General features: G+C 63.8%; 14 protein-coding genes. 3 read left to right on the top strand and 11 right to left on the bottom strand.

All coding sequences use genetic code 11. The features are described 5' to 3' along the window. Nucleotides 1-3: 3 nt before the first annotated feature. The 8 genes from NCR39_RS22070 to phnG form a co-directional block, all read right to left on the bottom strand. Nucleotides 4-1,131, bottom strand: a complete 1,128-nt coding sequence (locus NCR39_RS22070; protein ID WP_250454197.1) for a sensor histidine kinase — start codon at nt 1,129-1,131, stop codon at nt 4-6. Nucleotides 1,132-1,257: 126 nt separating this feature from the next. Then, nucleotides 1,258-2,391: an alpha-D-ribose 1-methylphosphonate 5-triphosphate diphosphatase gene (locus NCR39_RS22065; protein ID WP_250454196.1), complete on the bottom strand. Its 1,134-nt coding sequence runs from the start codon at nt 2,389-2,391 to the stop codon at nt 1,258-1,260. After that, on the bottom strand, nt 2,385-3,167 hold the full coding sequence (gene phnL / locus NCR39_RS22060) for a phosphonate C-P lyase system protein PhnL (RefSeq protein WP_502800268.1): 783 nt from the start codon (nt 3,165-3,167) through the stop codon (nt 2,385-2,387). The genes NCR39_RS22065 and phnL overlap by 7 nt, the downstream gene beginning before the upstream one ends. Nucleotides 3,168-3,177: 10 nt before the next feature. Beyond that, complete coding sequence (gene phnK, locus NCR39_RS22055; RefSeq protein ID WP_250454194.1) at nt 3,178-3,948, bottom strand: phosphonate C-P lyase system protein PhnK; 771 nt, start codon at nt 3,946-3,948, stop codon at nt 3,178-3,180. Next, nucleotides 3,945-4,808 (bottom strand): alpha-D-ribose 1-methylphosphonate 5-phosphate C-P-lyase PhnJ, encoded by an 864-nt coding sequence (locus tag NCR39_RS22050; RefSeq protein ID WP_250454193.1) that lies wholly within the window; start codon nt 4,806-4,808, stop codon nt 3,945-3,947. The genes phnK and NCR39_RS22050 overlap by 4 nt, the downstream gene beginning before the upstream one ends. Further along, on the bottom strand, nt 4,805-5,905 hold the full coding sequence (locus tag NCR39_RS22045; protein WP_250454192.1) for a carbon-phosphorus lyase complex subunit: 1,101 nt from the start codon (nt 5,903-5,905) through the stop codon (nt 4,805-4,807). Before NCR39_RS22045 ends, NCR39_RS22050 begins: the two co-directional genes overlap by 4 nt. Further along, nucleotides 5,905-6,528, bottom strand: coding sequence for a phosphonate C-P lyase system protein PhnH (gene phnH / locus NCR39_RS22040; protein ID WP_250454191.1), 624 nt, complete (start codon nt 6,526-6,528; stop codon nt 5,905-5,907). The genes NCR39_RS22045 and phnH overlap by 1 nt, the downstream gene beginning before the upstream one ends. Further along, nucleotides 6,525-7,016, bottom strand: coding sequence for a phosphonate C-P lyase system protein PhnG (phnG, locus tag NCR39_RS22035; RefSeq protein ID WP_250454190.1), 492 nt, complete (start codon nt 7,014-7,016; stop codon nt 6,525-6,527). The genes phnH and phnG overlap by 4 nt, the downstream gene beginning before the upstream one ends. Before the next feature lie 152 nt (nt 7,017-7,168). Here phnG and phnF point away from each other — a divergent pair, with 152 nt between their 5' ends. The 3 genes from phnF to phnN are packed head-to-tail and all read left to right on the top strand — an operon-like array spanning nt 7,169 to nt 9,182. Continuing rightward, nucleotides 7,169-7,927, top strand: coding sequence for a phosphonate metabolism transcriptional regulator PhnF (gene phnF, locus NCR39_RS22030; protein ID WP_250454189.1), 759 nt, complete (start codon nt 7,169-7,171; stop codon nt 7,925-7,927). After that, on the top strand, nt 7,924-8,628 hold the full coding sequence (locus NCR39_RS22025; protein WP_250454188.1) for a DUF1045 domain-containing protein: 705 nt from the start codon (nt 7,924-7,926) through the stop codon (nt 8,626-8,628). The genes phnF and NCR39_RS22025 overlap by 4 nt, the downstream gene beginning before the upstream one ends. After that, nucleotides 8,625-9,182, top strand: a complete 558-nt coding sequence (gene phnN, locus NCR39_RS22020) for a phosphonate metabolism protein/1,5-bisphosphokinase (PRPP-forming) PhnN (protein ID WP_250454187.1) — start codon at nt 8,625-8,627, stop codon at nt 9,180-9,182. The genes NCR39_RS22025 and phnN overlap by 4 nt, the downstream gene beginning before the upstream one ends. Nucleotides 9,183-9,213: 31 nt before the next feature. On the opposite strand, the gene phnE is transcribed toward phnN, so the two are convergent. The 3 genes from phnE to phnC are packed head-to-tail and all read right to left on the bottom strand — an operon-like array spanning nt 9,214 to nt 11,871. Continuing rightward, the gene (gene phnE, locus NCR39_RS22015) at nt 9,214-10,005 is read right to left on the bottom strand and encodes a phosphonate ABC transporter, permease protein PhnE (RefSeq protein ID WP_502800270.1); all 792 of its coding nucleotides are present in this window, start codon (nt 10,003-10,005) and stop codon (nt 9,214-9,216) included. An 18-nt stretch (nt 10,006-10,023) separates the two neighbouring features. Continuing rightward, nucleotides 10,024-10,995, bottom strand: a complete 972-nt coding sequence (gene phnD, locus NCR39_RS22010; protein ID WP_250454186.1) for a phosphonate ABC transporter substrate-binding protein — start codon at nt 10,993-10,995, stop codon at nt 10,024-10,026. Nucleotides 10,996-11,025: 30 nt separating this feature from the next. Further along, nucleotides 11,026-11,871: a phosphonate ABC transporter ATP-binding protein gene (phnC, locus tag NCR39_RS22005; protein WP_250454185.1), complete on the bottom strand. Its 846-nt coding sequence runs from the start codon at nt 11,869-11,871 to the stop codon at nt 11,026-11,028. Nucleotides 11,872-12,030 lie beyond the last annotated feature (159 nt).

Genomic DNA, 12,030 nt, shown 5'->3' with positions numbered 1-12,030 from the left:
GCATCATTGCGACGATGACGAACGCGGCACCTGCACGGTGAAGATGGTCCCGCGTTCGTCCGATTCGGCGTCGATCGTTCCGCCATGCGCGCGCGCGATGCATCGGCAGATATAGAGACCGAGGCCCATTCCCGAAGCCGCGCGTCTTTGTCCGGGCGATGAACCCGCGCGCGTCAACGGATCGAAGAGCGTGGGCAGCGCATTCGCCGGAATGGGCGATCCCGCGTTGCAGACCGCGAGCGTGACCTTCTCTTCCTCGCCGACAGCCTTCACCGTCACGGGGCCGCAGCCGTGCCGCACGGCATTCGTGAGCAGATTGACGAGCAGTTGATTCATGCGCGCGCCGTCCCAGACGCCGGCGAGTTCGCCTTCGAGATGCACATCGATTTGCGCGTCCGGACACGCTGCGCGCACTTCGTCGGCGGCGCCTTCACAGATGCGGCCCATGTTCTGCTGCGTCAATTCGATGGGCAGCGCATCGCCCAGACGTGCGCGCGTGAACATGAAAAGGTCGTCGATCATCTGCTTCAATCGCATGCTGCTGCGTTGCAGATTCGCGACCGCCCTCACGCTCACGTTCGACAACTGTTCGTCGAGCAGCAACAGCTCCGTGCCGTTCAATATCGCCGCGGCGGGCGAGCGCATGTCGTGCGCCAGCACGCCCGCGAACAGGTCGCGGATGCGTTCGGTCCGTTGCGAGTATTGCTGGACCGATCCCGCGACCATCTGATCGATCGCCTCGTTGAAGCGGACCATCTCCTGAAATGCGCCGGCGTCCAGTTCCGCCGCAAGCTCCCACCGGCGAAGCACGCTCGCCCGCAGCGCCCGATACTCCGCGATGATGGCGTTGATGCCGAAGCCGTGTTCGAGCCGGTCACCCGCATGCCGCTGAGCGACCTGATCGAAACCCGCGTCCGTGCGAGGCCGCTGTCCGAGCGACTTGGCCTTCTGCTGCGCACCGGTCTGCGTTTCCCGCATGTCGGCCGCGACGCTTAACAGCATCTCACGCGCGGAGTTTCGCAATTGCGCATCGGTGAGATGGATCTCGTCCGCACTGAGCGCGCGCGCATACTTCGTCCAGTCGTCTATCAACCCGGGAAGGTTTGCCTCGATGAAGTCGGACAGCGTCATAAAGTCCCCCAGTGCTGGGTGCGTGCAGCAGGAATGATCGGCTGATCGACGCTGCGTCGTACGGCTTTCGCACGCAGCGGCGTGCCGACATTATCGCCCCACCATGGCGCCTGCTGCACCGCGCGCTCAGCAGACCCTTCGCCCCGCCCGATACGTTTCGCGCGGCACGGCAAGCCCCGGCGCCCACGCCACGCGCACGAAGTCCGCGCGCAAGCCCACTGCGATCGCGCCGCGATCATGCAATCCCGCTGCGCGCGCCGGCGCCCACGAAACGGTCGATACCGCGCGCGGCAAGCTCCAGTCTGCCTTCGCGACGAGATCGAACACGGCGATCAGCAAGCTCGACGGCACGTAGTCCGACGACAGGATATCGAGCAGCCCTTCGCGCGCCAGTTCGAGCGCGGACACGTTGCCCGAGTGCGATCCGCCGCGCACGACATTCGGCGCGCCCATGATCGTCGCGATGCCTTGCTCGCGTGCCGCGCGCGCCGCTTCGAGCGTGGTCGGAAACTCCGCGAGCGCGATGCCGTCGCGTGCGGCTTCGTCCACGTGTTCGACGAGCGTATCGTCATGACTCGCCAGCGATATGTCGAGCGCCTTGCAGCGCGCGACGATCTGCGCACGATGCGCCGCTGCGTAGCGTGCCTGATGATCCGCCAGTTGCGCGAGCACCGCTTCGGCATGCTCGTCGCTCCACTTGCCATGACGCTCCTGATACTTGCGCCACTTCGCATGGTCCTGCCATTGACGCTGCCCCGGCGTGTGATCCATCACCGACGCGAGCTTGAAAAGCGGATGCGTGCTGAGCGAATCGAAGACTTCGACGACATCCGTCGTGCCCACTTCGCAACGCAGATGCAGGAAGTGATCGGCACGCAAGAGACCGCTATCGACGAACCTGCCGATAGCATGCGCGCACTGCACCTGAAGCTCGCGGCCACGCACGCCGTCTTCGGGACGCGAGCCCACGCCGAGCGCGTCGAACACGGTCGTGATGCCCGCCGATGCGATCTGCGCGTCATGCACGATGATCGCCGCTTCGTGATTCCACAGCACGCCGGGACGCGGCGCGAGATGCTTCTCGATGTTGTCCGTATGCAGTTCCACGAGCCCGGGCAGCAGATAATCGCCGTTCCAGTCGATGGCATCGCGGGCCGCCGTGCCGCCCGGCGCGATATCGGCGATATAACCATTCTCGATGCGCACGGTGCCCGTGAACGCTTCATCGCGCGTGACGATTTGCGCATTGCTGATCAGCATGTCTGTAATGCTCCGGCTTCGTTGGTGTCGGTCGTTGACGTAGGCGTTGGCGATTCCAGCCGCACGATGCGTGTCGCGACGCGCTCGCGCGTGTCCTCGTCATGGAAGATGCCGACGATGGCCGCGCCCCGCTCGCGCGCCTCTGCTATCAAGTCGGCGACGACATCGCGGTTATGCGCATCAAGCGATGCGGTCGGCTCGTCGAGCAGGAGCACCGGATGTCCGGCGATCAATCCGCGCGCGATGTTCACGCGCTGTTGTTCGCCACCCGAGAAGGTCGCGGGCGCGAGCGTCCATAGACGGCGCGGCACGTTCAATCGTTCGAGCAACGCACTCGCGCGCTCGCGGGCGTCGTCTTCATTCACGCCTCGCGTGATGAGCGGCTCCGCGACGAGATCGAGCGACGACACACGCGGAATGGCGCGCAGAAACTGGCTCACGTAGCCAAGCGTGCTCGTCCTCAAGCGAATGATTTCGTGCGGCGCGGCTTCGGTCAGCGAGACATGACGTTCGGCGCGGCTATCGTCGCGCACGGCGATCGTGCCGCGCGTCGCAAGATAGTTTCCGTACATGCAGCGCAACAGCGTGCTCTTGCCCGCGCCGGACGCGCCGGCCAGCACCACGCACTCGCCGCGTTCCACATCGAGCGAAACGCCTGCGAGCGCATGAATGCGCGCCCCGCCCTGCTGATGCAGCGTGAAGGTCTTTTCGATGCCGCTTGCGCGCAACATCAGGTCGTTGCGCGTAGCGAATGCTTCGTGATCGGTCATGGTCATCTCTCGCCTCTCAAACGGGCAGCACGGACGCAACGAGCGTCTGCGTATAAGGATGCTGCGGGTCGTCGAGCACCTGATCCGTCAGTCCGCTTTCGACGACACGCCCGTCCTTCATCACCATCAATCGATGCGCAAGCAGCCGCGCCACGCCGATATCATGCGTCACGATGATGGCCGCCAGATGCAGCTTGCCCGTCAGCGTGCGCAAGAGATCGAGCAGCCGCGCCTGCACGGATACGTCGAGGCCCGCAGTCGGTTCGTCCATGAAGACGAGGCGCGGACCCGTGACGAGATTGCGCGCAATCTGCAGGCGCTGCTGCATGCCGCCGGAAAATGCCGAAGGCAATTCGTCGATACGCGCGGCATCCAGCTCCACGCGGCTCATCCAGTCGCATGCGGTTTCGCGCAATCGACCGTAATGCCGTGCGCCGATGGCCATCAGCGGTTCACCGATGTTCGCGCCCGCCGATACGTTGCGGCGCAGACCGTCACGCGCATTCTGATGCACGAAGCCCCATTCGGTGCGCGAGAGAAGCCGCTTCTTCGGCTCGCTCAGCGTGAGGAGATCGAGCGCTTCGCCTTCGCGCGTCGTATAGGTGAGCGTGCCACTATCGATGCCTGTTCTCAGCGCGAGCGCATTGAGCAACGTGGACTTGCCCGATCCCGATTCACCCACGATGCACAGCACTTCGCCGGGATACACGGCAAGGTCGACATCGACGCAACCGCCGCGCCCTTCATAGCGTTTCGTCAGACCGTTCGCTTCGAGCAATGCGTTCATCGCGTTGCCCCCTCGTTCTCCTGTTCCTGCGCATCGCGGCGGCCATGACAGTAGTCGCTATCGGAACACACGAACATGCGCTTGCCCTCGTCGTCGACGATCATTTCATCGAGAAAACTTTCATGCGATCCGCACAGCGCGCATGCATGTTCCCACTTCTGCACGCTGAACGGATGATCCTCGAAATCCAGGCTCTTCACTTTCGTATAAGGCGGAATGGCGTAGATGCGACGCTCGCGGCCCGCACCGAAAAGCTGCAATGCGGGACTCATGTGCATCTTCGGATTGTCGAACTTCGGAATGGGCGATGGCGACATCAGATAGCGATCGTTCACGAGCACCGGATAGTCGTACGTCGTCGCGATGCTGCCGTGCTGAACGATATCCTCATAATATTTCACGTTGATGAGACCGTAGTCCGCGAGTGCATGCAGCTTCACGCATTCCGTCACGCGCGGCTCGAGACGAAACAACGGCTCGGGCATGGGCACCTGATACACGATGATCTGCGCATCCGTGAGCGGCGTTTCCGGAATGCGGTGCCGCGTCTGAACGATGCTCGCGTCCGCTGTGCGCGTGGTGGTCGCGACGCCGGCCGTGCGCGCAAAGAAGCGCCGGATGTTCACGGCGTTCGTGGTTTCGTCGGAACCCTGGTCGATGACCTTGAGCGTATCGCGTGCGCCGATGATCGCCGATGTCACCTGCAGGCCGCCCGTGCCCCATCCATAAGGCAAGGGCATTTCACGCGATGCGAACGGCACTTGATGCCCCGGCACCGCGACGGCCTTGAGCAGCGCGCGGCGAATCATGCGCTTCGTCTGCTCGTCGAGATAGGCGAAGTTATAGCCTTCGGTGCTCATGCCGCGTTCTCCTCGTGTTGATCCTTGCCATGCGATGCACGCAGGCGGCGCAGCAGTTCCAGCTCCGACTGAAAGTCGACGTAATGCGGCAGCTTCAAATGCTGCACGAAGCCCGACGCCTCCACGTTGTCGCTGTGATAGAGGACGAACTCCGCATCCTGTGTCGGCGATTCCATCGATTCGCCCAGTTCTTCCGCACGCAACGCGCGATCGACGAGCGCCATTGCCATCGCCTTGCGTTCCGAATGGCCGAATGCGAGGCCGTAGCCTTGCGTGAATGTCGGCGGCACATCGCCGCTGCCCGCGAACTGGTTGATCATCTGACATTCGGTAATGTCGATGTCGCCGATCTCCACGGCAAAGCCCAACTCATCGACGTGCATTTCCACGGACACATCGCCATGTCGAATCTCGCCCGCGAACGGATGACTATGCGCGTAGCCGCGCTGCGTCGCGTAACCCATTGCAAGCAGGAAGCCTTCGTCGCCGCGCGCGAGGTTCTGCAGGCGCGTCGCGCGATCGGCCGGGAACGCAAGCGGCTCGCGTGACAAGTCGCCCGGTTCGGGCGCGTTATCGCGTGCGCGTTCCTGCTCGATCAAACCTTCCTTGTCGAGCAGCGCGAGCACGCGTGGCATCGCATCATGTTCCTGCAGCGATTCGGGCGCGCTTGCATCTTCAGGCGCATCGCCTTCGGCAAGCAGCGTGAAGTCGATCAGGCGCTGCGTGTAGTCATACGTGCCGCCCAGCATCTGCCCGCCGGGAATGTCCTTGAATGCCGCCGAGATGCGTCGCTCGATACGCATCGCTTCCGTATTGATCGGCAACGTATAGCCGAAGCGCGGCAACGTCGTGCGATACGCGCGCAGCAGAAAGATCGCTTCGACAAGATCGCCCGCTGCCTGCTTGATGGCCAGCGCGGCGAGTTCTTCGTCATACACGGAGCCTTCGGTCATCACGCGCGCCACCGCGAGGCGCATCTGCTCGCGAATCTGCGCGACGGATAGCTCGGGCACGGACGCATCGCCGCGACGCTGCTTCGCCAGCAGATCCCATGAACGTTCGATGGCGCGTTCACCGCCCTTGACCGCGACGTACATCAGTCCACCTCCACATGCGTCGTGCGCGGCAATCCGACGAGCGCGCCGCCCGCCACGAAATAGCAATCGATGCCGCAAGGAAACTGCGCCGCGAGCGCCGCGCGTTCATGCCAGAAGCGCCGAGTGACGCCCGCAATCGCGACACTGCGCTGCTCCTTGATTCCCGGCCCACGCCATGCAAGCGGCTCGCCTTCGGTCAGCGAAGGCACGCGGATGAACAGCGTGGCCGCATCTTCGGGCGTCTCGGGATCGCCTTGCGCGAAGGCATCGAGCGAAGGCATGGCGTTCATGTCGTCGATATAGGCGAACGCGGCCGTCCGGCGATCGTGCGTGAGCGGTGCGCTCGAATGAAAGCGCAACGCATCGCCGAGCGTGCGTTCTTCGCGTTCGACATACACCGGCGTCGAATAATCCGTCAGCGCCAGCAGCGATGCGAACGCGGCGAGCGGCACGCGCGCGCCGAGCGCATCGCGCATGGCGTGATTGCCGGGCAACGCGGCATCGATGGAAACGATCGTGCCGGGACGCGAGAGCGCGTCGAGCAGCGCGCGAAAGACGCGCTGCGAATCGTGAACCGTATCGTTGAAGCCGGGCACGAGTGTGCTCATGTCCATCTGCATCATGCGCCTCTCACCATCGTGAAGAATTCGACCTTCGTGGATGCCGCCTCCGCCTGCTTGCGCCGCCGCTCGTGTGCGATATGCGCGGCAAGCGGCGCGATCAGATGCGTTTGCAAGCGCTCGGCGTAAAGCGGCGATTGCAGCAGCGCATCGGCAAGCGCCGCGAGCGTCGCCCGCTCCTTGTCGCGCCCCATTTGAACCGCGACGCCGATGGCCGCGCCGCCATCGGCGAGCGTCACGCGCAAGGTCGCGCGCGTGACGGTGACTTCGCCGAGATTGAAGGCATCGCCCGTTCCGCCGATGCGCCCCCGCACCATCGCCAAGCCGATCTCCGGTGCGCGCAGCCACACATACGCGGGCGCGCTCGCGCCTTCGAGCGCCGCATCGATGCCCGCCTTAAGGCGCTCGCGCGGCGCGCGGGCGAGCACGGCCATCCATTCGCGGCGGTTGACGGATTGAGCCGAAGTCTGCGGCCCGTTTGAGATGCTCATGGCTTTCCCTGTGGTTCCTGACCGATTCGATGCTACTCGCGTTTTGATCTAAACGTCTAGACGTCTATCCGTCCGCGCGTTCACATTTCCATCACGACTTGCGCACTACAATGCAAGAGAACGATATTCAAACCGAAGGGAATGACAGCGAAATGACATCGAACGAAAACGCGGCGCCGGGGCACGCCGTCGAGCGCGGCGCGGGGGTCGCCGTCTGGCGGCAGATCGAACAGATTCTGTCGGCGGAAATCGCGGCGAAGAGCTTCGGCGACGAAGGCCGCCTGCCGAGCGAGGCGGAGCTTGCACGACGCTTCGACGTGAATCGTCATACCGTGCGGCGCGCGATGCTGCGTCTCGCCGCGACGGGGCTCGTCAGCGTCGAACAAGGGCGCGGCACGTTCGTGCAGCCGGGCGCGATCGATTATCAGATCGGCCGCCGCACGCGCTTCACCGAAAACCTGCGCCGGCAGAAGCATACGTCGGCAGGCGTCGTGCTTTCGTCCGAGCGCATGAAGGCGGACCCGGCCGTCGCGAAAGCGCTCGGCCTGCGCGCGGGCACGCTCGTCTATCAGATCGAAACGCGGCACGACTCGGACGGCGTGCCGCTCACCTATGCGCGCAACTGGTATCCGGCGGCGCGCTTTCCCGAACTGCCGGCGGCGGTCGAAGCGGCGGGCGGCGTCACCGCGGCGCTCGCGGAGTTCGGCGTGAAGGACTACACGCGCAAATGGAGCCGCATCGGCAGCGTGCTGCCTGCATCGGATGTCGCGCGCCGTTTGCAGATCAACCGGCAGCAGCCGGTGCTTTGGGTCGAGAACGTCGATGTCGACGAGAAAGGCGTGCCGGTCAAATACGGCGTGACGCATTTCGCGGCGGATCGCGTGCAATTGATGGTCGAGCACGACGCATGACGAACACGTTCATCGATACGCCCAACGCGCGCGTCGCGCTGTATTACGCGCCGCCCGCATCGTCGGCGTGGTGGCGCGAAGGCTGCGAATGGCTCGGCCGCGATGCGGAAAGCGGACTGGAAAATCCCACGCGCGTGCATGCATGGACGCACGCGCCGCGCCGCTATGGATGGCACGCCACCCTCGTTCCGCCGTTTCATTGCGCGGCGGGCGTCACGGTGTCCGACGTGCTCGCTGCCGCGCGCGCGTGGGCGAGCGGCGTGCCGCGCTTCGACATGCCGGTGCGCCTCGCGCAGATGAATCGCTTCGTCGCTCTGCGCGCGGTGCAGGACGACGACGATGAACGCCTGCGCGACATCGCCGCCGGCGCACTGCAAGCGCTTGCGCCGTTGCGCGCGAAGCCTTCGGCGCAGAGCATCGAGCGGCGCATTCATGCGGGCATGAGCGCGCGGCAGATCGAGTTGTTGCGCGCGTGGGGCTATCCCTATGTATTCGACGAATACCGCTTTCACATGACGCTTTCCGATTCCCTCGATGACGCGCACGCGCGCGCATCGATCATGTCGGAGTGGACGCAACGCATCGGCAAGCTCGGCGCGTTGCCTGTCCACGGCGCAGCGCTCTTCGTGGAACCGGAACCGGGCGCGCCATTTCTGCTATGGCAGCGCCTGCCCTTCAACATGGCACAGGACGAGGCATGAGCAAGCTGGACGGCGCAAGACTGATCTACGTGATGGGCCCATCGGGCGCGGGCAAGGACTCGTTGCTGGGTTTCGCACGCGAGCGCGTGGGCGCGAACGTGATGTTCGCGCATCGCTACATCACGCGCGCGATGGGCGATGGCGAGAACCATATCGCGCTCACGCACGACGAATTCGCATCGCGCCTCACGCACGGCCTCTTCGCGATGCATTGGGAAAGCCTGGGCTTGCGCTATGGCATCGGCATCGAGTTGGATGCATGGCTCGCGCGCGGCGTGCCCGTGGTGGTGAACGGTTCGCGGCAGCATGCGCAAGCGGCGCTCTCGCGTTATCCGGACGCATGCTTCGTGCATATCGATGCAGCGCCCGCCGTGCTGGCCGCGCGTCTCGCGCGTCGCGGACGCGAAGATGCGCGGCAGATCGAAGCGCGCCTCGCACGCAAGCCGCCGTTCGAATTGCCGTCGCACGCGCGTGTCGTGCGTATCGACAATTCCGGTTTGCTTGCGGATGCGGGCGCGCGGTTTCTGAGTCTGTTCGAAGGCACTGCGCGTTAGCGCAATCGGGCTCCAGACGGAGCCCGATTGCTTAGATCACGCGTTCCCTTATCCAGCCCGAGATTAGATCGATGAGCGACACGATCACGATGACGATCAACATGACCGCCGCCGTCTGCGCATAGTTGAACGATCGAATGGCCTCGTAAAGCACCACGCCGATGCCGCCCGCGCCCACCATGCCCACGACCATCGCGGATCGCACATTCGATTCGAAGCGATACAGCGCGAATGAAATCCAAAGCGGCAAGACTTGCGGCAGCACGCCATAGACAATTTCATCGAGACTGCTCGCGCCCGTTGCGCGCACGCCTTCAGCGGGACGTGAATCGACTGCTTCGACCGCTTCGGCAAAGAGCTTCGCGAGCACGCCCGTCGTGTGCACCCATAACGCCAGCACGCCTGCGAAGGGACCGAGTCCCACCGCGACGATGAACAGCATCGCGAAGACCATCTCGTTGATCGCGCGGCATGCGTCCATCAAGCGGCGCACCGGCTGCGAAATCCACACGGGCGCGATGTTCTGCGCGGATAAGAGTCCGCACGGCACCGCGCAGAGCAACGCGAGCGCGGTGCCCCACACGGCGACGGCAAGCGTCACGATCATTTCATGCGCATACGTGCGCCATTCCGTGAAGTCCGGCGGAAAGAAGTCGCGCGCGAACTGACTCATGTTGCCCGATGCGCCCAGCAAGTCGAGCGGGCGCATGTCCGCGCTTTGCCACGAAAGACCGAGCACGGCGATGACCGCGGCCCAGCCGAGCATCGAGAGGCAGCTACGCTTGATATGCGCGGGCCGGCTCGCGACGGCCTGCGCCGCCATCATGTCGAGCGGCTTCATTTACTTCGCCGCCGCGTTTTCGAGCGCGGCGAGCTTCTGATCGAGCGCCGCGATCTGCGCCTTCTTGTCGGCATCGTCGAGATGCGCGTCGTTGCGCACCTGCTCTTTCTTCTGGAAGATCGCCATCTGACGAATGGGCATCAGTTGCGCATCGGATGAATCCGCGAAGCCCGAATAGCCCGAGATCGCCGCGACTACCGTCTGTTCGCGCGGGTCTTTCTCGGCATAGTGATCGAAGAAATTGCGCAGCTTGTCCTTCGTCGCTTGCGGCAGATCGCGACGCCACACGAGCGGGTCCGACGGAATCAGCGGCGACTTCCACAACACGCGCACCTTCGGATAAAGCTCCGGATGCTGCGTCTTGATGGTGTCGAGCATGTCGGTGTTGTTGGTCGCGACATCGATCTTGTCGTTGACCACGGCGAGCATGTTGGCCTCGTGGCTCGAAGGCAGCACGCTCTTGAACGCGGTCTTGACCGAAAGCCCGTTCTTCGCGAAGAGATAGTACGCAGGCACGAGCGTGCCCGACGTGGAGTTCGGATCGCCGAAGCCCAGGTTGATATCGTGGCTGTTCTTGAGCACCTGATCGACGCTCTTCCACTTGCTGTTCACGTTCGTGATGAGCACCGAGTAGTAGCCGGCCTCGCCGCTCTTGTACTTCACCTTCGCGAACACTTCACCATTCGAGCGATCCACCGCTTCGATCGCCGATGCATTGCCGAAGAAGCCGATCTGCACTTTATTGAAGCGCATTGCTTCGATGATGCCCGCATAGTCGGTGGCGAAATAGGCCTTCACGTCGAGGCCCGTTTGCTTGTTGAGATCGTCGATGAGCGGCTGCCAGCGTTGCTTCAGCGCGGCAGACGAATCCGTCGAAATGATGCCGAAATTAAGGGTCTCCGCCCACGCGGTCTGGGTCAGAAGGCATGACGCAAGGGCAGCGCCAGCAACGAAAAAGCGTGCTGATTTCATGAGGCGATCCAGGGATTGAAGAACGAGTAGTCAGGAAGTGGCGGCGGACGCAAGCGCTGCGAACGCGCCCGCCGGATTCGAAGGCGCTGCATCGGCGCGTTCGTGCGAAAGCAGTTCGCTTGCAGCCGCGCCGTAAAGCTCGCGCAACACGGCGGGCGTGAGCCGCGCGGACAGGCCGTCGTAGACGACGCGCCCGTCGCGCAATGCAATGGTGCGCGGACAGTACTTCATCGCGACATCGATCTGATGCAGGGACACGATCACCGTCAGCTTGTGATCGCGATTGAGCGACTGCATCAACTCCATCACGCGCCGCGCGGACTCGGGATCGAGCGATGCAATCGGCTCGTCGGCCAGCACGATACGCGCGCGTTGCACGAGCGCACGCGCGAGCGCCGCACGCTGTTGCTGGCCGCCGGAGAGATTGCTCGCGCGTTCGAACGCATGTTCGCCGATGCCCATTGCATCGAGCGATTCCATCGCCAATGCGCGCTCCGCATGCGGGAAACAACCGGACAGGCGTCGCCATAGCGGCACACGCGACAACGCGCCGATCAGCACGTTGGTCATCACCGAAAGGCGGCCGACGAGATTGAATTGCTGAAACACGAACGCGACGTCGCGGCGAATGGACCGCACTTCACGCACGATCCTGCCGTCATATTGAATCGGCCTGCCGAGCAGCGTGACGTGCGACGGCGCGGCGTCCGATGCGATGAAGCCCGCGATATGCCGCAGCAGTGTCGATTTCCCCGACCCCGATGCGCCGATGAGCGCGACCATCTCGCCCTCTTCGATACGCAGGTCGATCGAGTCGAGCGCCTTGCGGCCGTTTCTGAACGTCTTCGAGAGACGCTCGATGCGTATTGCGTCCATGGCTTCCTCGGTTTGCCGCGTGTTGGCCGCCTGGTGGCTGGCGGCTACGTGCGGCAAATTCTAGGAAGCGAACATGACGTGCGAGTGACGAAGGTGAGACGTCTAGATGAATACATCGCTTGCGGGAAGCGCGGCGCTATATGCGCCGGCCCGCAAGAT

The organism is Caballeronia sp. ATUFL_M2_KS44, assembly GCF_023630965.1.
Classification (GTDB): Bacteria; Pseudomonadota; Gammaproteobacteria; order Burkholderiales; family Burkholderiaceae; genus Caballeronia; species Caballeronia concitans.
Note: the sequence above shows the minus strand (reverse complement) of the source record. Positions and strands in the feature narration are given on the sequence as shown.